Here is an 18,700-nt window from a genome sequence, read left to right as displayed (position 1 = left end):
TTCCTTCCCCGCGGGCGGGGGCGCTTACGCTACGGGGCGTGACCGGACTCCTCGGCCCGGCGGAGATCCGGGAACTCGCCGCGCGCCTCGGCGTCACGCCGACCAAGAAGCTCGGCCAGAACTTCGTGCACGACCCCAACACCGTGCGCCGGATCGTCACCACCGCCGGGCTGACCCCCGACGACGTGGCGCTGGAGGTCGGCCCCGGCCTCGGCTCGCTCACGCTCGCCCTGCTCCCGGTCGCCGCGCACGTACACGCTGTGGAACTCGACCCGGTGCTCGCCGCCGCGCTGCCGGAGACCGCCGCCCGCTTCGCCGGGACGGCAGCCGAGCGGCTCACCGTCCACCCGGCCGACGCGCTGCGGGTCACCGCCGCCGACCTGGCCGGCCCGGCGCCCACCGCCCTGGTGGCGAACCTGCCCTACAACGTCGCCGTGCCGGTCGTGCTGCACCTGCTCGCCGAACTGCCCACGCTGCGCCACGGCCTGGTGATGGTGCAGAAGGAGGTCGCCGACCGGCTCGTCGCCGGTCCCGGCTCCAAGGTGTACGGCATCCCGTCGGTCAAACTCGCCTGGTACGCCCGTTCGCGCGCCGCGGGGAAGGTCCCGCCGAACGTGTTCTGGCCGGTGCCGAACGTCGACTCCGGCCTGGTCGCGTTCACCAGACGCGAGCCGCCCCGTCCGGAGGTACCCCGGAAGGCCGTCTTCGCCGTCGTCGACGCCGCGTTCGCGCAGCGCCGCAAGACGCTGCGCGCCGCCCTGGCCGGCTGGGCCGGTGGCGCGGACCGAGCAGCCGCGGCGCTCACCGCCGCCGGCGTGGACCCGTCCGCGCGGGGCGAATCGCTCACCGTCGAGCAGTTCGCCGCCATCGCCGCGTCGGCCCCGGACGCCCCCGGCGGCGAGCAGTAGGCTGGCGCCGTTGCCCGACCCCTCGCCGAGGAGCTGACCGTGCCGAAGCCGTTCGACATCCGCCCACGTCCGGTGGAGTCCAGCCGGTGACCGAGGCATGGCGACCGGGGGACGAGGACGGGCAGCGGCGCGGGGCCAGCGGCCCGGTCAAGGTGCGGGTGCCCGCCAAGGTCAACCTGCACCTCGGGGTCGGACCGCTGCGGCGGGACGGCTACCACGAGCTGAACACCGTCTACCACGCGATCTCCATCTACGACGAGCTGACCGCCCGTCGCGGCGACACGCTCACCCTCACCATGGAGGGCGAGGGCGCCGGGGAGCTGGCGCTGGACGACACCAACCTGGCGCTGCGCGCCGCGCACGCGCTCGCCGGTTACGCGGGCGTCGCCCCGCACGCCCGGCTGCACCTGCGCAAGCAGATCCCGCTCGCCGGTGGGCTGGCCGGCGGCAGCGCCGACGCCGCCGCCGCACTGGTCGCCTGCGACACGCTCTGGGGCACCGGGCTGTCCCGCGACGAGCTGGCCGGCATCGCCGCCGACCTCGGCTCCGACGTGCCGTTCCTGATCCACGGCGGCACCGCGCTCGGCACCGGCCGGGGCGAGGCGGTCAGCCCGGTGCTGGCCCGCCCCACGTCCTGGCACTGGGTGGTGGCGATCGCCGACGGCGGCCTGTCCACCCCGGCCGCGTACCGGGAACTGGACCGGCTGCGCGACGCCGGAGCCGCCGGCACGCCCCTGGGCAGCACCGACGCGCTGCTCGCCGCGCTGCGCCAGCGCGACCCGCGGGTGCTCGCCGCCACGCTCGGCAACGACCTCCAGGACGCCGCGCTGACCATGCGCCCGTCGCTGGCCGAGACGCTCAAGGCGGGCGAGGCCGCGGGCGCGCTCGCCGGCATCGTCTCCGGCTCCGGGCCCACCTGCGTCTTCCTCGCCACCGGTGAAGCAGACGCGGTCCGGATCGCCGCCGAGATCACCGCCGCCGGGGTGTGCCGGGAGGCCCGCGTCGCGCACGGCCCGGTCGCCGGCGCCCGCGTGGTCTGACGACCCGTACCCTTGACTCAGGCGTCCCGGGCCCCCGGGACGCCTGAGTCATGAAGGGTGGGTCAGTGGCCAACATCGTCAACCTGGACCGGGTGTCCAAGGGGTACGGCGCCGCGGGGCCGCTGCTCACCGACGTCTCGCTCGGCCTCGACGACGCCGACCGGGTCGGTGTGGTCGGCCTCAACGGCGCCGGCAAGTCGACGCTGCTGCGGCTGCTCACCCGCACCGAGGAACCCGACGACGGCCGCGTCACCCACCGCCGCGACCTGCGGGTGGCCTGGCTGCCGCAGCGCCTGGACCTGGCCCCCGACCTCACCGTGCGGGACGTCGTGCTCGGCACCGCCTGGCTCGGCGAGAGCATGGGCGCCGAGCACGAGTGGGCCGGCGACGCGGGCGTGCGCGCCATCCTCGACGGCCTCGGCATGCCCCACCTCGGCCTGGACACGCCGGTCGGCCCGATGTCCGGCGGGGAACGCCGCCGCGTCGCGCTCGCCGCGCTGCTGGTCCGCGACGCCGACCTGCTCGTCCTCGACGAGCCCACCAACCACCTCGACGTCGGCGGCGTCGACTGGCTGGCCCGGCACCTCGTCACCCGCAAGGGCGCGCTCGTCGTGGTCACCCACGACCGCTGGTTCCTCGACGCCGTCTGCACCACCACCTGGGAGGTCGCCGACCAGACCGTCCGGGCGTACGAGGGCGGCTTCGCCGCGTGGACGCTCGCCCGCGTCGAACGGCAACGCGTCGCCGCCGCCACCGAGGCCCGCCGCCAGAACCTGCTCCGCAAGGAGATCGCCTGGCTGCGCCGGGGCGCTCCCGCACGCACCTCCAAGCCCAAGTTCCGCATCGACGCCGCGAACGCGCTCATCGCCGACGTGCCGGAACCCCGCGACACCATGTCGCTGCAACGGCTCGCCACCGCCCGGCTCGGCAAGCAGGTGTACGACCTCGAACACGTCCGGCTGCACGCCGGCCCGAAGGAGATCCTGCACGACACCACCTGGCAGGTCGGTCCCGGCGACCGGGTCGCCATCCTCGGCCGCAACGGCGCCGGCAAGACCACGCTGCTGCGGATGCTCGCCGGGGTGACCGGCCCCGACGGCGGGCGCTTCGCCGCCGGGCAGACCGTCCGGCCCGCGTTCCTGTCCCAGGAACTCGCCGAACTCCCCGGCCACCTGCGCGTGCTGGAAGCCGTCGAGGAGGTGGCCCGGCGTGTGCAGTTCGGCGACCGGGAGATCAGCGCCGCCCAGCTCGCCGAGATCTTCGGCTTCGACGACAAGCGGCTCTGGACCCCGGTGGGCGACCTGTCCGGCGGTGAGCGCCGCCGCCTCCAGATGCTGCGGCTGCTCGCCGGGGAACCCAACGTGCTGCTGCTCGACGAGCCCACGAACGACCTGGACACCGACACGCTCGCCGCGCTGGAGGATCTGCTCGACTCGTGGCCCGGCACGATCGTCGTGGCCAGCCACGACCGCTACCTGATCGAGCGGGTCACCGACGTCGCGTACGGCATGTTCGGTGACGGCCGGCTGGTGCACCTGCCCGGCGGCGTCGACGAATACCTCGCGCGCGCCGCCGCGGCCGGCGGCCCGGCGCCCGCCGACCTCACCCCGGCCACGGCGGCGCCGGCGCGCGAGGGCATGTCAGCGGCCGAGGTACGCGTCGCGAAGAAGGAACTGAACCGGCTGGAACGGCAGATCGCCAAGCTCGAACAGAAGGAGGCGGGCCTGCACGAGCAGCTCGCCGCGAACGCCACCGACTACGCCCGGGTCGCCGAGCTGGACGCCCAGCTCAAGGAGGTACGAGCCGAGCGGGACCGCACCGAGGAGACCTGGCTGGCCCTCGCCGAGGAGCTCCCGGGCGGCTGACCTGCCGCCGGGGTGGGGGGTGTGCGGCGTCACTGACCGGCGTACGGGACAATCACCCGTGGAACCCTCGTCCGAACGGTCTTTTGGAGACGCAGAGATGGCCCACACCCCCGTCAACCACCCCGCGCGGCCGATCTACCGGGCGATCGGCGGGATCGTTGGTCTGTACTTCGTCGTCTTCGGCGGCCTCGGCGTCATCGCCAGCGCCGGCAACGACTTCCTCGCCCAGGACGACACGAAGGTCCTCGGCCAGGGCACCAACATGGCGTTCTCGCTGCTGTCGGTGCTGTTCGGCGTCGTGATCCTGGTCGGCACCGCGATCGGCCGCAACCTCGACGTGGCGATCAACCAGTGGCTGGCCTACACGCTGATGGTGATCGGCCTGGCCGCGCTGGCGTTCCTGCAGACCGACGCCAACATCTTCAACTTCTCGATCATGACCGACGTCGTGGTCCTGACCCTGTCGCTGGTGCTCCTGATGGTCGGCATGTACGGCAAGGTCGGCTCCGACGACGAGCACGAGGCCTGGCAGAAGGCCCGCCTGGTGCTCTGATCCCGTCTCGTACCGAAGGCCCGGCGCGCTGCGCCGGGCCTTCGGTGTTTTCCGGACGCCGACGGACATCCCAAGCGACAATTGCCCCGAATCAGTCACACGGCTGGAGGGCATCATGGCGCACTTCCCGGTGAACCACCCCGCGCGGCCGCTCTACCGGGTGCTGTCCGGGCTCATCGGCCTCTACATCCTGGTCTTCGGCGTCTTCGGCGTCTTCCAGACCTGGGGCGAAGGACTGTTCGGCCGGGACAGCGACTGGGCGCTCGGCCTGCGCACCAACCTGGCCTTCTCGCTGGTCTCCGTGGTGTTCGGCGCGGTCCTGCTGGTCGGGGCGTCCCGCCGCGACAACCTCGGCCACTACATGAACCTCACCGCCGGCGTGGTCTTCCTGGTCACCGGCATCCTCATGATGTCGGTGCTGCAGACCCCGGCGAACTTCCTGAACTTCTCCATGTCGACGGTCATCGTGTCGCTGCTGTTCGGGCTGGTCCTGCTCGCCACCGGCCTCTACGACAAGGTCGGCACCGCCGAGCACGCCGAGGAGGAGCGGCAGCGCCGGTACCACCCGATCGGTGAGCGCTGACGCGGCTGTCGTGCTGACCCGGCGTCAGCCGCGGGGGATCGGCCCGGGTTTCGACTCCAGGTGCGACAACCCGTTCCAGGCCAGGTTCACCAGGTGCGCCGCCACCGTCTCCTTGCGCGGCTTGCGCACCTCCAGCCACCAGCGGCCGGTCAGCGCCACCATGCCCACCAGCGCCTGGGAGTACAGCTCCGCCAGCTTCGGGTCGTACCCCCGGATGGAGAACTCGCCCGCCAGGATGTGCTCCACCTGGTGCGCCACGTCGTTCATCACGCTGCTGAAGTTGCCCGTCGCCGACATCAGCGGCGACTCACGGACCAGCACCCGGAACCCGCTGGTCTCCTCCTCGATGTAGGTCAGCAGCGTCAGCGCGGCCTGCTCCAGCAGCTCCCGCGGGTTGCCTGCCGTCAACGCCGTGGTGATCCGGTCCAGCAGAGCGCGGACCTCCCGGTCCACCACCACCGCGTAGAGCCCCTCCTTGCCGCCGAAGTGCTCGTAGACCACCGGCTTGGAGACCTTGGCGCGCGCCGCCACCTCCTCGATCGAGGTCGCGTCGAAGCCCTTCTCGGCGAAGATCTGCCGGGCGATCGAGATCAACTGCTCGCGCCGCTGCGTCGCGGACATCCGTACCCGGGAGGGCTTCGCCGCCGGCACGGGCCGCCGCCGGGCGCGGTCGCTGCCGGAAACGTCGGTCACCCGTCCATCCTGCCAGGCGCGACGCTCTTGGTCAGACCGGCCGCTGTCGTACGCCTGTTCTAATCTGCGTCGGTGACCGACCCACTCGCCGCTGAGGCGCGGCGCCTGCGCATGGACGAGCAGCTCTCCGTCGCCGAGATCCGGGCCCGCCTGGGCATCGGCCGCGACCGGGTGTACGCGCTGCTGCGCGGCATCCCGCCGCCGGAGTGGACCCGCCGGCCACGCGCCCGGGACGACACCCGTGCCGAGGCCCTGCGGCTGCGCGCGGCGGGCCGGTCGGTCAACCAGATCGCGGCGCAGCTCGGGGTCGCGAAGTCGACCGCGTACCAGTGGGTGCGGCACCTGCCGCTGGACCCGGACGACGCGGCCGCGCAGCGGCGCCGCGCGCACTCGCAAACGATGACGGAGGCGCGCTGGAGCGCGTACCGGGAGGCGCGCGACGCGGAGCAGGCAGCGGAGCGGGCACGAGCCGCCGGTGTGGTGGGCGATCTCGGCGAGCGGGATCTGCTGATGCTGGGCGCGGCGATCTACTGGTGCGAGGGAGCCAAGTCCAAGCCCTGGCGCCGGGCGGTGACAATCCAGTTCGTCAACACCGATCCGGGGTTGCTGGCCCTGTTCCTCCGATTCCTGGAGGTCTGCGGCGTGGACCGGACGGTGCCGACCTATCGCGTGAGCATCCACGAGTCGGCGGACGCCGAGGCCGCTGTGCGCTGGTGGGTGGCGCGGCTGCGGCTGCCCGCGGAGAGGTTTCGCCGCACGGTGCTCAAGCGGCACAACCCGACGACGGTACGGCGGAACACTGGCGACACCTATCACGGCTGCCTCGTGATCACCGTGCCCCGCAGTCGTGAGCTCTACTGGCGGATCGAAGGTATGATCGCCGAGCTGTTCCGGATCGCGGGCGAAGCGCAAGGGGAAGACGCTGCTCCGTAGGTCTTGACATGGCGATGGGGTGTGGGGTAACGGCAACCCGCAGGCCTTTGGAGCCTTGAGCTCCTGGTTCGAATCCAGGCACCCCAGCTCATTCGTCGGATCGCTCTCGGGCGAACGGCGTTTGTGCGGCCGGATGCGAATTGTGGCGAGCCGCGTGGTTAGCATGACCGCGAGACTGTCGCCGTCCCGACGGGAGCCACGTCGTGTCCCAGCCCCACCTCCGCACCGTTGTCGTGCTCGCCGCCGGTGAGGGCAAGCGGATGAAGTCGTCCCTGCCCAAGGTGCTGCACCCGCTGCTCGGCCGTACCCTCCTCGGTCACGTCCTCGCCGCGGCCGGTCCGCTCGGCGCGGACCGCACCGTGGTCGTGGTCGGCCACGGCGCCGACCAGGTCCGGGAGCACCTGACCGAGGTCGCCCCGGGTGCCACGCCGGTGCTCCAGGAGCGCCAGCTCGGCACCGGGCACGCGGTCCGCATCGCGCTGGACGCGGCGCCGGACGCGACCGGCACCGTCGTGGTGATCAACGGGGACGTGCCGCTGCTGCGGCCGGAGACGGTCCAGGCGCTCGTCGAGGCGCACGAGGACGCCGCCGCGGCGGCGACCGTGCTGGCCGCCGAGGTGCCCGACCCGACCGGCCTGGGCCGGATCGTGCGGGACGTACAGGGGCACCTGGAGCAGATCGTCGAGGAGCGTGACGCCACCCCCCAGCAGCGCGCGCTGCGGGAGATCAACGCGGGCATCTACGCGTTCGACGCGGCCCGGCTGCGGGAGGCGCTGGGCAAGCTCTCCACCGACAACGACCAGGGTGAGGAGTACCTGACCGACGTCTTCGCGCTGCTGCGCGACGCCGGTGAGCCGGTGGCGGTGCACTGCGCCACCGACCACGTGGAGACGCTCGGCTGCAACGACCGGGTCGAGCTGGCCGCGCTGCGCCGGCTGCTGCGGGACCGGGTCAACGAGGGCTGGATGCGTACCGGGGTCAGCATCCTCGACCCGCACACCACCTGGATCGACGTGACGGTGACCGTCGAGCGGGACGCGGTGATCGACCAGAACACGCAGCTCCAGGGCGCCACGGTGGTCGGCGAGGGTGCGCTCGTCGGCCCGGACACCACGCTCGTGGACACGGCGGTGGGCGCGGGCGCGAGCATCGTGCGCAGCCACGCGCTCGGCGCCGAGGTGGGCCCGCAGGCGAGCGTCGGCCCGTACGCGTACCTGCGGCCGGAGTCGCGGCTGGGCCGCAAGGCGAAGGTCGGCACGTTCGTGGAGACCAAGAAGGCGTCGATCGGTGACGGCTCGAAGGTGCCGCACCTGTCGTACGTGGGCGACGCGACGATCGGCGACCACAGCAACATCGGCGCGGCCACCGTCTTCGTCAACTACGACGGGGTACGCAAGCACCACACCACCATCGGCAGTCACGCCCGTACCGGAGCGGACAACATGTTCGTGGCGCCGGTGCGGGTGGGCGACGGCGCGTACACCGCCGCGGGTTCGGTGATCACCGGCGACGTGCCGCCCGGTGCGATGGCGGTGGCGCGTGGTCAGCAGCGCAACGTGGAGGGCTGGGTGCTGCGCAAGCGGGCCGGTACGGACGCCGCGGAGGCGGCGCGGCGGGCCGGTGAGGGTGCGACGGACACGGGCGGCGCCGCAAGCGAAGGTGACTGAATCCACGGGGATCGGCGGGCCGTGGGTGGATCGCTGAACCGGGGGCATACTGCAACCGAACAGTCCCCGGCCCCACCGCCGCCGGGTACCACCGACATACGGGAGCAGACGGGCCCATGGGCAGCATCGTCGCCGAAAACCGCAAGAGCCTGATGCTCTTCTCCGGGAGGGGTTTTCCGGAGCTGGCCAAGGAGATCGGTGAGGTGCTCGGCGTCGCGCCGACGCCGGCCGACGCGTACGACTTCGCCAACGGCGAGATCTTCGTACGGTACAAGGATTCGGTCCGTGGTTCGGACGCCTTCGTGGTGCAGTCCGTGACGCACGGCGTGAACACCTGGGTCATGGAGACCCTGATCATGGTCGACGCGCTGAAGCGCGGCTCGGCCAAGCGGATCACCGTGGTACTGCCGTTCTACCCGTACTCGCGGCAGGACAAGAAGCACCGTGGCCGGGAGCCGATCTCGGCGCGGCTGATCGCGGATCTGCTGAAGACCGCCGGCGCGAACCGGATCCTGACCGTGGACCTGCACACCGCGCAGATCCAGGGCTTCTTCGACGGCCCGGTGGACCACCTGTTCGCGATGGACGTGCTGGCCGAGTACGTGGAGCACAAGTACGCGGGCCGGCCGATGACTGTGGTGGCGCCGGACTCGGGCCGGGTACGCGTGGCCGAGCGCTGGACCGACCGGCTGGGCGGCTGCCCGCTGGCGTTCATCCACAAGACCCGCGATCCGCTCAAGCCCAACCAGGTGGTGGCGAACCGGGTGGTCGGTGAGGTCGAGGGCCGGGTGTGCCTGATCGTGGACGACATGATCGACACCGGTGGCACGATCACCAAGGCGGCGGACATCCTCAAGGAGCAGGGCGCAGCGGAGATCGTGGTCGCCTCGACCCACGCGCTGCTGTCGGATCCGGCGACGGAGCGGCTGAAGAACAGCCCGATCAGCGAGGTCGTGGTGACGAACACGCTGCCGCTGCCGTCGGAGAAGCAGCTGGACAAGCTGACCGTACTGTCGATCGCCCCGCTGCTGGCGCGGGCGATCCGGGAGGTCTTCGACGACGGCTCGGTGACCACCCTGTTCGGTGGCCTGAGCTGAGCGTGCGGTCCGGTCGCCGGGGGGTTTCCGGCGGCCGGGCCGATGCCCTGCGGAACCGGCGGGGCGGTGATATGGGGGACTGCCGGAGAGCCGGGAATTCCCTCGGGTAGACTGGTGCGGTTGCCACGGCGAGGGTGCCCGGCGGGCTGCTGACAAGCACCGCACGGAGGCGCCGTCATCGACGCGGTGCTCCGGGCGGTCGTTCATGACCCTAGCCCCAGCGAGCCCCTCGCCCCAGCACCGCCAGACGACAAGCCGCCGCAGCGAAGCATCAGGAGTTTCCCCGTGTCCGAGGTAAAGATCAGCGCCGAGCCCCGTACCGAGTTCGGCAAGGGTGGTGCCCGTCGTACCCGCCGGGCCGGCAAGGTGCCCGCCGTGCTGTACGGCCACGGCGAGAAGCCCAAGCACATCGCGCTTCCGGCGCGCGAGTTCGCCGCCGCGATCCGTAAGGGCGGCGCGAACCAGCTCTTCGCGATCGAGGTCAGCGACGGCACCCAGGTGCTGGCGCTGCCGAAGGCGATCCAGCGTGACCCGATCAAGGACACCTTCGAGCACGTGGACCTGCTGCTGGTCCGCCGCGGCGAGAAGGTCACCGTCGAGGTCCCGGTCCAGCTGACCGGTGAGGCCGCGAAGGACACCCTGATCGTGCACGACCACGACACGCTGTCGGTGACCGCCGACGCGACCAAGGTGCCGGACCACCTGGAGGCGTCGATCGAGGGCGCCGAGCCGGGCACCACGATCACCGCCGCCGACGTCGAGCTGCCGGCCGGCGTCGAGCTGGCCACCGACGAGGAGACCGCTGTCGCCTCGGTGACCGCCGCTCCGACCGCCGAGCAGCTCGAGGCCACCCTCCCCGAGGTCGAGGAGGCCACCGAGGAGGCCGAGGCCGAGGTCGGCGAGGAGACCGCCGAGGGTGCCGAGGGCGCTCCGGCCGCCGAGGGCGAGGAGGCCCCGGCCGAGGCGAAGACCGAGGCCTGACCGGTCCGCAAGGCTGTGCGACAGGCGTCCCCGGTTCCCGGGGGCGCCTGCCGGCGTATCGGGACGGCTGGTCGGGCGAGCGAGCGGGAAGGGGCGTCGGGTGACGGACGAGGCGGGGCCGTGGCTGGTGGTCGGCCTGGGAAACCCCGGCCGGGAGTACGCGGGCAACAGGCACAACGTCGGGTTCATGGTGGCCGACCTGCTGGCGGCCCGGGTGGGTGCGAAGTTCGGGCGGCACAAGCGTGCGATGGCCGAGGCCGCGGAGGGGCGGCTGGGGTTCGGCGGCCCGAAGCTGGTGCTGCTGAAGCCGTTGACGTACATGAACCTCTCCGGCGGTCCGGTGGCCGGGCTGGCGCAGTTCCACAAGATCCCGCCGGCGCACGTGATCGCGGTGCACGACGAGCTGGACATCCCGTACGGGCAGGTGCGGGTGAAGTGCGGCGGCGGCGAGGGCGGGCACAACGGTCTGCGCTCGATGTCGAAGTCGCTCGGCACCAAGGACTACGTGCGGGTGCGGTTCGGCATCGGCCGGCCGCCGGGCCGGCAGGACCCGGCTGACTACGTACTCTCGGATTTCTCCCCGTCGGAGCGCAAGGAGCTGGAGTTCCTGGTGGACCGCGCGGCGGACGTGGTGGAGTCGGTGGTTCTGAAGGGCGTGGAGCCGACGCAGAACCTGTACCACGGGGGTTGACCGGCGGGGCGGAGCCCGGCCGGTAGCCTCGGGCGGCGGGAGCGAAGGCGGGTGACGGGAGCATCATGGGCAGTCCTCCGATGATCGACGGCGGGTTCGCCCGGTGGCTGGCGTCCCGGGCCGGTCAGGCGCTGACGGCCCTGCGCGCGGAAATGGGCTTCGCCGACGCGGGCGCGCTCCGGTCGGCCGGTGACAAGGTCTCGCACGATCTGATCCGCACCGAGCTGGCGAAGTGGCGGCCGGCGGACGCGGTGCTGTCGGAGGAGGACGAGGGCTCGCGGCTGGCCTGGACGGCGGAGGTGACGGACGCGGCCTTGTCGCGCCTGACCGCGGACCGGGTCTGGATCATCGATCCGCTGGACGGCACCCGGGAGTACGCGGAGGAGGGGCGCGCGGACTGGGCGGTGCACGTGGCGCTCTGGTCGCGTAACGCGTCGCGCCCGCACGGTCTGGTCGCGGGCGCGGTGGCGCTGCCGGCGCAGCACCGGGTGCTGGGCACGGACCACCCGCCGGCGTACCCGCCGATGACTGTGGAGGCGGCCACCGGGGGTGGCGCGCGGGTCATCCGGTTGGCGGCCAGTCGTAGCCGTCCGCCGGTTTTCCTGACCGACCTGGCAGAGGACGTCGGCGCTCATCTGGTTCCGATGGGCTCGGCGGGCGCGAAGATCGCCGCCGTGGTCACCGGTGAGGTCGACGCGTACATCCACGCGGGCGGTCAGTACGAGTGGGATTCGGCCGCTCCGGTCGCTGTGGCGACGGCCACCGGTCTGCATGCTTCCCGGATCGACGGTTCTGCGCTGAAATACAACGGGGCCGACCCGCGTCTACCGGATCTGCTGGTCTGCCGCAAGGATCTCGCGAGTCGGTTGCTTGCAGCGTTGCAGCGGCATTCCGGGTAACCTGAGCGTTCTTCTTCACGAGTCCGACCTGAAAGGTCTGGAATCCGATGTACGGATCCGTGCGAATCGAGTTCGTGTCATGACGTCCCCCGCCGCGTACCAGGTGTCGCACCTCGACGCGCTCGAGGCGGAGAGCATCTTCGTGATGCGCGAGGTCGTCGCCGAGATGGAACGGCCCGTGCTGCTGTTCTCCGGCGGCAAGGACTCGATCGTGATGCTCCGGTTGGCCCAGAAGGCGTTCGCGCCGGCCAACATTCCCTTCCCGGTGATGCACGTGGACACCGGGCACAACTTCCCCGAGGTGCTCGACTACCGCGATCAGCGGGTGGCCGAGCTGGGCCTGCAGCTCATCGTGGCGAGCGTGCCGGAGGCGCTGAACAAGGGCCTGGTCCGTGAGTCGGCCGACGGCATGCGCAACCGGATCCAGACGCCGGTGCTGCTGGAGGCGGTGGAGAAGCACCGCTTCGACGCGCTGTTCGGCGGCGCGCGGCGCGACGAGGAGAAGGCGCGGGCCAAGGAGCGGGTGTTCAGCTTCCGCGACGAGTTCGGCCAGTGGGATCCGAAGAACCAGCGTCCGGAGCTGTGGGCGCTCTACAACGGCCGGCACCACCCGGGCGAGTCGATCCGGGTGTTCCCGCTGTCGAACTGGACCGAGCTGGACGTCTGGCATTACATCGAGCGGGAGCGGATCCCGCTGCCGTCGATCTACTACGCGCACGAGCGCGAGGTGATCGAGCGCGACGGCATGCTCTACGCGGTGAACGAGTTCTTCCGGGCGCGCGCCGGTGAGCAGCCGTTCAAGGCCCAGGTGCGGTACCGGACCGTGGGTGACGCCTCCTGCACCGCGGCGGTCCGTTCGGACGCCGACACGGTGGAGAAGGTGATCGAGGAGGTGGCCGCCACGCGGATCACCGAGCGCGGCGCGACCCGCGGCGACGACCGGGTCAGCGAGGCCGCCATGGAGGACCGCAAGCGAGAGGGCTACTTCTGATGAGCGTCGAGACCCTGGCCCCGGCCGAGAGCGAGACCGCGCGGCCGATGGACCTGCTGCGGTTCGCCACCGCGGGCAGCGTCGACGACGGCAAGTCGACGCTGATCGGCCGTCTGCTCTACGACACCAAGTCGCTGTTCAGCGACCAACTCGCCGCCGTCGAGGCGGTCAGCGCGGCCCGTGGCGACGAGTACACGAACCTGGCGCTGCTCACCGACGGCCTGCGCGCCGAGCGGGAGCAGGGCATCACCATCGACGTGGCGTACCGCTACTTCGCCACGCCGCGGCGGAAGTTCATCATCGCCGACACCCCGGGGCACATCCAGTACACCCGGAACATGGTCACCGGCGCCTCCACCGCCGACCTGGCGCTGATCCTGGTGGACGCGCGTAAGGGCCTGGTCGAGCAGTCCCGCCGGCACGCGTTCCTCTGCTCGCTGCTGCGGGTGCCGCACCTGGTCCTGTGCGTGAACAAGATGGACCTGGTGGACTGGTCGCAGGAGGTCTACGAGCGGATCGCGGACGAGTTCACCGCGTTCGCCGCGAAGCTCGACGTGCCGGACCTGACCGTGGTGCCGGTCTCCGCGCTGCAGGGCGACAACATCGTCACCCGCTCGGAGAACATGCCCTGGTACGAGGGCCCGTCGCTGCTGCACCACCTGGAGCGGGTGCACATCGCCTCGGACCGCAACCTGGTCGACGTGCGGTTCCCCGTGCAGTACGTGATCCGGCCGCAGTCCACCACCGTCACCGACTACCGGGGCTACGCCGGTCAGGTGGCCTCGGGTGTGCTCAAGCCGGGCGACGAGGTGATGGTGCTGCCGTCGGGCTTCACCAGCCGGATCGCCGCGGTGGAGACCGCCGACGGCCCGGTGGACGAGGCGTTCCCGCCGATGTCGGTGACGGTCCGGCTGACCGACGAGCTGGACATCTCCCGCGGCGACATGATCTGCCGGCCGAACAACGCCCCGATGGCCGTGCAGGACATCGAGGCGATGGTCTGCTGGATGGACGAGACGCGGCCGTTGCAGGTCGGCGGCAAGTACGCGATCAAGCACACGACCCGTTCGGCGCGGGCGATCGTGCGCGGGCTGCACTACCGGCTGGACATCAACTCGCTGCACCGCGACGAGACGGCCGGTGAGCTGAAGCTCAACGAGATCGGCCGGGTTCGGCTGCGCACCACGGTTCCGCTGCTGGCCGACGAGTACCGCCGTAACCGCACCACCGGCGGCTTCGTCATCATCGACGAGTCGACGAACCGTACGGTCGGCGCCGGCATGATCGTCGAGGCCGGCTGACCCTGGGTGTAAGGAAGGGCCCCTTGTTAACAGCGCACTGTTAACAAGGGGCCCTTCCTCTACCGCAGGCGTTAATAAGGGGCCCTTCCTTACAGCCGGGTGACGCCGTCGGCCGGGACCACGGTGAGTGTGCCGGGGGCGGTGAAGCCGCGCTTCGCGTACGCCTGGGTGACGGCGGCGGCCACCGCGTCGGCGGCGTCGGCGTCGATCAGGGCGAGCACGCAGCCGCCGAAGCCGCCGCCGGTCATCCGTGCGCCGTACGCCCCGGCGGCCAGCGCCGCCTCGACCGCGGTGTCGATCTCCGGCACGGTGATCTCGAAGTCGTCGCGCATGGAGGCGTGCGAGGCGGTCAGCAGCGGACCGGTGTCGCGGACCCGCCCGGCGCGCAGCAGCGCGACGGTGTCGAGCACCCGCTGGTTCTCGGTGACCACGTGCCGGACCCGGCGGCGGGTCTCGTCATCGTCGAGGCGTGCGAGCGCGGCGTCGAGGCCGGCCACGTCGACGTCGCGCAGCGCGCTCACCCCGAGCGTCGCGGCGGCCCCCTCGCAGCTTTTGCGCCGGGCCGCGTACTCGCCGTCCGCGTGCCGGTGCGGCGCCCGGCTGTCGATCACCAGCACGGCCAGCCCGGCGCCGTCCAGGTCGAACGGGATCTGCTCGATCTCCTCGGTGCGGCAGTCGAGGAACAGGGCGTGCCCGGCCCGGCCGCGGATCACCGCGGACTGGTCCATGATCCCGGTGGGCGCGCCGACGTAGTCGTTCTCGGCGCGCTGGGCGAGCCGCGGCCACCGCCCGGCGGGCAGGTCGAGCCCGCCGAGGTCGACAAGGGCGGCCAGCACCGCCGACTCGATCGCCGCCGACGAGGAGAGCCCGGAGCCGACCGGCACGTCGGAGGCGACGGCGAGCCGCGCGCCGGGGACGTCGTGGCCGTCGGCGCGCAGCGCCCACACCACCCCGGCCACGTAGGCGGCCCACCCGGCGACCCGGCCGGGCTCGTCGGCCTCCGCCGCGCCGAACTCGACCGGTTCGTCGTCGAGTTCCGACCAGACGGTCCAGCGTCCGTCGGGGGCGGGCGCGGCGGCGACCACGGTACGCAGCGGCAGCGCGAAGGGCAGCACGAAGCCGTCGTTGTAGTCGGTGTGCTCGCCGATCAGGTTGACCCGTCCGGGAGCCGCCCAGCGGCCCGCCGGTTCGGTGCCGTACCGCTGCCGGAAGCCGGCGGTGGCGCGGTCGGCGACGTTCATGAGGGCTGTCCCGCGACGTGGGCCCGGTAGAACGCCCAGGCGTCGCCGACCATGTCGTGCAGGGTCGGCTTGGCCGGCGTCCAGCCCAGCTCGTCGCGGGCCAGCGCGGAGGACGCGACCAGCTCGGCCGGGTCGCCCTCGCGGCGGGGGGCCACCTCGACCGGCACCGGCTGCCCGGTGACCTCGCGGACCACGTCGACCACCTGCCGGTTGGTGAAGCCGTTGCCGTTGCCGAGGTTGTAGATGCGGTGCCGGCCCGGGGTGGCCGCGTCCAGCGCGAGCAGGTGGGCGCGGGCCAGGTCCTCGACGTGGATGTAGTCGCGGACGCAGGTGCCGTCGACTGTGGGGTAGTCGTCGCCGAAGAGTTGGAGCTTCTCCCGCCGCCCGGCGGCCACGTCGAGCGCGATCGGGATGAGGTGCGTCTCCGGGTCGTGCCGTTCGCCGATGGCCAGCCCGTCGCGCAGGTACGCCCCGGCGACGTTGAAGTAGCGCAGCGAGACGGCGGCCAGGTCGTGCGCGATCGCCTCGGAGGTGAGCGCCATGTCGACGGCCAGCTTGGTGGCGCCGTAGGTGCTGGTGGGGGCCTTGACGGCGGTCTCCGGGATGGGCAGCTCGGTGGGGTTGCCGTAGACGGCGGCGGTGGAGGAGAAGACCATCCGGGGCACCCGGGCGGCGCGGACCGCGTCGATGAGCGCGATCGAGCCGACCGTGTTGGTGTGCCAGTACAGCTCGGGGCGGATCATCGACTCGCCGGCGGCGATGAGGGCGGCGAAGTGCAGCACGCCGTCGAACCCGGCGTCGGGGGTGAGCACCTGGGCGGCCTCGTGCACCGGCAGCTCGACGTGGGTGGCGTCGGGGGCGAGGGCTTCCCGGTGACCGGTGCGCAGGTCGTCCAGCACGGTCACCTGGTGGCCGTGGTCGAGCAGCATCCGGGTCACCACGCTGCCGATGTAGCCGGCGCCGCCGGTGACGAGCAGTTTCACGTCGGTCCTCCTGCCTGGGCCGCGTCCCGCGGCGGCCGTCCCGCGATCACCCTACGGCTGAGGGCTGTGTCGCGGCTGTCGAGTCGAGTCCGCCTCTATTCCATCATAATCCTTCATGATTGAACAGATCCGAACATTGGGCCGAGCGTACGGTGGTCGCTGTCTACCATCCTTCTCATGCGGGAGGGTGGTGGTCCCGGGCCCCGGCGGCGACCGTCGGGGCGGCCCCGACGCGAACCCGGCCCGCTGGCCCGCACCGTTGCCCGTCTCGTGGTGCGCGGCGCCGACGGCGCCACCCGCCTGGTCACCGCCCTGCTCGGGGCCAGCCCCACCGCCGGGCGGGAACGGATCAGCGAGGCCGAGCTGCGGGATCTGGTCGCGGCGAACACGCTGCTCGACCCGGACGAGCGGCGGATCATCGACGAGGTGCTGGTGGCCGGCGCCCGGCTCGTCCGCGAGGTGATGGTGCCCCGCACCGAGGTGGTCTTCCTCAGCGCGGCGCTCCCGCTGGCGCAGGCCCAGCGGCTGGTCCGGGCCGACCCGCACACCCGCTACCCGGTGGTCGACGGCACCCACGACGACGTGGTCGGCCTGGTGCACCTGCGGGACGTGCTGCTGCGCCCGGACGCGGACCGGCCGCTGCTGGTCGGCGACCTGATCCGGGAGGTGAAGCGCCTGCCGGACAGCAAACGCGTGCTGGCGGCGCTCACCGAGATGCGCCGGGAGGGCCACCACCTGGCCGTCGTCGTCGACGAGTACGGCGGCACCGCCGGCATCGTCACCTGCGAGGACCTGGTCGAGGAGCTGGTCGGGGAGATCCGCGACGACGAGCACGGTCCGCTCGAACCGGAGCCCGCAGGCCTGCCCGCGGTCGTCGACGGCCGGCTCAACCTGACCGACTTCGCCGAGCGCACCGGGGTGTCGCTGCCCGCCGGGCCGTACGAGACGGTGGGCGGGTACGTGATGGCCGCCCTGGGCCGGCTGCCCGTGGCGGGCGACGAGGTGCCGGTGGCTGTCGACCCGGCCGGCGGATCGGTTCCGGCCGATCCGGCGGGCTGGCTGCTGCGCGTGCTCACGCTCGACGGCCGGCGCGTGTCCCGCCTGGCGGTCTCCGCCGCGCGGCTGCCCGAGCCCCGGCGCGAGGTGAACGGTCCGCTTCCGCCCGTACCCGCCCGATCCACCGGCCCGTCATGACGGACGCCGGGGCTTGCTGACAGAATTGCCGCCATGTCCGACGTACCCGCCCGCCCGCGCGTCTTCTCCGGCATCCAGCCGACGGCCGACTCGTTCCACCTCGGCAACTACCTGGGCGCGTTGCGGCACTGGGTGGCGTTGCAGGACAGCCACGACGCCTACTACTGCGTGGTCGACCTGCACGCGATCACCGCCGGGCACGACCCGTTGGTGCTCAGGCGCCGCAGCCGGGTCGCCGCCGCGCAGCTGTTCGCGCTCGGCCTGGACCCGGAGCGCAGCACGCTGTTCGTGCAGTCGCAGGTGCCCGAGCACTCGCAGCTCGCCTGGGTGCTCGGCTGCATCACCGGCTTCGGCGAGGCCGGCCGGATGACCCAGTTCAAGGACAAGTCGCAGAAGCAGGGCAGCGAGCGGGCCAGCGTCGGCCTGTTCACGTACCCGATCCTCCAGGCCGCGGACATCCTGCTCTACCAGGCGAACGCGGTGCCGGTCGGCGAGGACCAGCGGCAGCACCTGGAACTCTCCCGCGACCTGGCGCAGCGGTTCAACTCCCTGTTCGGCAGCACCTTCACCGTGCCCTCCCCGCACATCGTGAAGGACACCGCGAAGATCACCGACCTGCAGGATCCGACGGCCAAGATGTCGAAGTCGTCGTCCTCACCGGCCGGCATCATCGACCTGCTGGAGGACCCGGCCCGCTCGGCCAAGAAGATCCGCTCGGCGGTCACCGACACCGGCCGCGAGATCGTCTTCGACGCCGAGGGCAAGCCGGGCATCACCAACCTGCTGACGATCTACTCCGCGCTGTCCGGCCGGTCCATCGACGACCTGGTCGCCGCGTACGACGGTAAGGGCTACGGCGACCTGAAGAAGGACCTCGCCGAGGTGGTGCGGGAGTTCGTCACGCCGATCCAGGAACGCACGAACGCCTACCTGAACGACCCCGCCCAGCTCGACAAGCTGCTGGCGCGGGGCGCGGAGAAGGCCCGATCGGTGGCCGCCGGGACGCTGCGGGACGTGTACGAGCGGGTCGGCTTTTTCCCGCCGGTGCGGTTCGAGTAACGGCCCGGACGGGCGGAGACG

Annotated in this window: 17 protein-coding genes, 1 tRNA gene and 1 pseudogene; 16 read left to right on the top strand and 3 right to left on the bottom strand. The window is 72.0% G+C overall.

Annotation, left to right across the window (positions count from 1 at the left end; translation table 11 throughout):
• Nucleotides 1-38: 38 nt before the first annotated feature.
• From rsmA to ACPCK6_RS10880, 5 genes are all read left to right on the top strand, one after another.
• Nucleotides 39-908: a 16S rRNA (adenine(1518)-N(6)/adenine(1519)-N(6))-dimethyltransferase RsmA gene (rsmA, locus tag ACPCK6_RS10900; protein WP_423481017.1), complete on the top strand. Its 870-nt coding sequence runs from the start codon at nucleotides 39-41 to the stop codon at nucleotides 906-908.
• 86 nt (nucleotides 909-994) lie between these two features.
• Nucleotides 995-1,948 carry a 4-(cytidine 5'-diphospho)-2-C-methyl-D-erythritol kinase gene (locus ACPCK6_RS10895; RefSeq protein WP_423481016.1) on the top strand — a complete coding sequence of 318 codons (954 nt, stop codon included), beginning with the start codon at nucleotides 995-997 and terminating at the stop codon, nucleotides 1,946-1,948.
• 65 nt (nucleotides 1,949-2,013) lie between these two features.
• Nucleotides 2,014-3,813: an ABC-F family ATP-binding cassette domain-containing protein gene (locus ACPCK6_RS10890; RefSeq protein ID WP_396879869.1), complete on the top strand. Its 1,800-nt coding sequence runs from the start codon at nucleotides 2,014-2,016 to the stop codon at nucleotides 3,811-3,813.
• A 97-nt stretch (nucleotides 3,814-3,910) separates the two neighbouring features.
• A complete protein-coding gene (locus tag ACPCK6_RS10885) occupies nucleotides 3,911-4,366 on the top strand; it encodes a DUF4383 domain-containing protein (RefSeq protein ID WP_396879870.1) in 456 nt (151 codons plus the stop codon).
• A gap of 115 nt (nucleotides 4,367-4,481) precedes the next feature.
• Nucleotides 4,482-4,949 (top strand): DUF4383 domain-containing protein, encoded by a 468-nt coding sequence (locus ACPCK6_RS10880; RefSeq protein ID WP_030274086.1) that lies wholly within the window; start codon nucleotides 4,482-4,484, stop codon nucleotides 4,947-4,949.
• A 24-nt stretch (nucleotides 4,950-4,973) separates the two neighbouring features.
• On the opposite strand, the gene ACPCK6_RS10875 is transcribed toward ACPCK6_RS10880, so the two are convergent.
• On the bottom strand, nucleotides 4,974-5,642 hold the full coding sequence (locus ACPCK6_RS10875; RefSeq protein WP_013473950.1) for a TetR/AcrR family transcriptional regulator: 669 nt from the start codon (nucleotides 5,640-5,642) through the stop codon (nucleotides 4,974-4,976).
• 72 nt (nucleotides 5,643-5,714) lie between these two features.
• Between ACPCK6_RS10875 and ACPCK6_RS10870 the strand changes: the two genes are divergently transcribed.
• The 9 genes and pseudogenes from ACPCK6_RS10870 to ACPCK6_RS10830 all read left to right on the top strand — a co-directional run bounded on the left by ACPCK6_RS10870 (nucleotide 5,715) and on the right by ACPCK6_RS10830 (nucleotide 14,202).
• A complete protein-coding gene (locus ACPCK6_RS10870) occupies nucleotides 5,715-6,575 on the top strand; it encodes a helix-turn-helix domain-containing protein (RefSeq protein ID WP_423481015.1) in 861 nt (286 codons plus the stop codon).
• Between the two features lie 15 nt (nucleotides 6,576-6,590).
• Nucleotides 6,591-6,662 (top strand) — tRNA-Gln (locus tag ACPCK6_RS10865).
• A gap of 116 nt (nucleotides 6,663-6,778) precedes the next feature.
• Nucleotides 6,779-8,302 (top strand): annotated as a pseudogene (gene glmU, locus ACPCK6_RS10860) (bifunctional UDP-N-acetylglucosamine diphosphorylase/glucosamine-1-phosphate N-acetyltransferase GlmU); the annotation flags it as partial.
• Between the two features lie 56 nt (nucleotides 8,303-8,358).
• Nucleotides 8,359-9,339 carry a ribose-phosphate diphosphokinase gene (locus ACPCK6_RS10855; protein WP_013283956.1) on the top strand — a complete coding sequence of 327 codons (981 nt, stop codon included), beginning with the start codon at nucleotides 8,359-8,361 and terminating at the stop codon, nucleotides 9,337-9,339.
• A 285-nt stretch (nucleotides 9,340-9,624) separates the two neighbouring features.
• Nucleotides 9,625-10,320 (top strand): 50S ribosomal protein L25/general stress protein Ctc, encoded by a 696-nt coding sequence (locus ACPCK6_RS10850; protein WP_013283957.1) that lies wholly within the window; start codon nucleotides 9,625-9,627, stop codon nucleotides 10,318-10,320.
• Between the two features lie 100 nt (nucleotides 10,321-10,420).
• Entirely contained in the window at nucleotides 10,421-11,011 is a 591-nt protein-coding gene (gene pth / locus ACPCK6_RS10845) for an aminoacyl-tRNA hydrolase (RefSeq protein ID WP_043326805.1), read from the top strand.
• A 65-nt stretch (nucleotides 11,012-11,076) separates the two neighbouring features.
• A complete protein-coding gene (locus tag ACPCK6_RS10840) occupies nucleotides 11,077-11,910 on the top strand; it encodes an inositol monophosphatase family protein (protein WP_030274093.1) in 834 nt (277 codons plus the stop codon).
• 79 nt (nucleotides 11,911-11,989) lie between these two features.
• Complete coding sequence (cysD, locus tag ACPCK6_RS10835; protein ID WP_013283960.1) at nucleotides 11,990-12,901, top strand: sulfate adenylyltransferase subunit CysD; 912 nt, start codon at nucleotides 11,990-11,992, stop codon at nucleotides 12,899-12,901.
• Complete coding sequence (locus tag ACPCK6_RS10830) at nucleotides 12,901-14,202, top strand: sulfate adenylyltransferase subunit 1 (protein WP_396879872.1); 1,302 nt, start codon at nucleotides 12,901-12,903, stop codon at nucleotides 14,200-14,202. The genes cysD and ACPCK6_RS10830 overlap by 1 nt, the downstream gene beginning before the upstream one ends.
• A gap of 89 nt (nucleotides 14,203-14,291) precedes the next feature.
• Here the strand turns inward: ACPCK6_RS10830 and galK are convergent, their stop codons facing one another.
• Nucleotides 14,292-15,443: a galactokinase gene (gene galK / locus ACPCK6_RS10825; RefSeq protein ID WP_423481014.1), complete on the bottom strand. Its 1,152-nt coding sequence runs from the start codon at nucleotides 15,441-15,443 to the stop codon at nucleotides 14,292-14,294.
• Entirely contained in the window at nucleotides 15,440-16,426 is a 987-nt protein-coding gene (gene galE / locus ACPCK6_RS10820; protein ID WP_423481013.1) for a UDP-glucose 4-epimerase GalE, read from the bottom strand. Before galE ends, galK begins: the two co-directional genes overlap by 4 nt.
• A 177-nt stretch (nucleotides 16,427-16,603) precedes the next feature.
• Between galE and ACPCK6_RS10815 the strand changes: the two genes are divergently transcribed.
• Both ACPCK6_RS10815 and trpS read left to right on the top strand, forming a co-directional pair.
• Nucleotides 16,604-17,620, top strand: a complete 1,017-nt coding sequence (locus tag ACPCK6_RS10815) for a hemolysin family protein (RefSeq protein WP_396879874.1) — start codon at nucleotides 16,604-16,606, stop codon at nucleotides 17,618-17,620.
• Nucleotides 17,621-17,653: 33 nt separating this feature from the next.
• Nucleotides 17,654-18,679, top strand: a complete 1,026-nt coding sequence (gene trpS, locus ACPCK6_RS10810; RefSeq protein WP_396879875.1) for a tryptophan--tRNA ligase — start codon at nucleotides 17,654-17,656, stop codon at nucleotides 18,677-18,679.
• Nucleotides 18,680-18,700 lie beyond the last annotated feature (21 nt).

This window comes from Micromonospora sp. AB353 (genome assembly GCF_049538395.1).
Taxonomy (GTDB): Bacteria; Actinomycetota; Actinomycetes; order Mycobacteriales; family Micromonosporaceae; genus Micromonospora; species Micromonospora aurantiaca.
This window is presented reverse-complemented; position numbering and strand designations above follow the sequence as displayed.

Coding starts and splice junctions, on each gene's coding strand:
- ACPCK6_RS10885 (WP_396879870.1), top strand. CDS start 3,911: ATGGCCCACACCCCCGTCAACCACCCCGCGCGGCCGATCTACCGGGCG.
- ACPCK6_RS10880 (WP_030274086.1), top strand. CDS start 4,482: ATGGCGCACTTCCCGGTGAACCACCCCGCGCGGCCGCTCTACCGGGTG.
- ACPCK6_RS10855 (WP_013283956.1), top strand. CDS start 8,359: ATGGGCAGCATCGTCGCCGAAAACCGCAAGAGCCTGATGCTCTTCTCC.
- ACPCK6_RS10840 (WP_030274093.1), top strand. CDS start 11,077: ATGGGCAGTCCTCCGATGATCGACGGCGGGTTCGCCCGGTGGCTGGCG.
- cysD (WP_013283960.1), top strand. CDS start 11,990: ATGACGTCCCCCGCCGCGTACCAGGTGTCGCACCTCGACGCGCTCGAG.
- ACPCK6_RS10830 (WP_396879872.1), top strand. CDS start 12,901: ATGAGCGTCGAGACCCTGGCCCCGGCCGAGAGCGAGACCGCGCGGCCG.
- galK (WP_423481014.1), bottom strand. CDS start 15,443: ATGAACGTCGCCGACCGCGCCACCGCCGGCTTCCGGCAGCGGTACGGC.
- ACPCK6_RS10815 (WP_396879874.1), top strand. CDS start 16,604: ATGCGGGAGGGTGGTGGTCCCGGGCCCCGGCGGCGACCGTCGGGGCGG.
- trpS (WP_396879875.1), top strand. CDS start 17,654: ATGTCCGACGTACCCGCCCGCCCGCGCGTCTTCTCCGGCATCCAGCCG.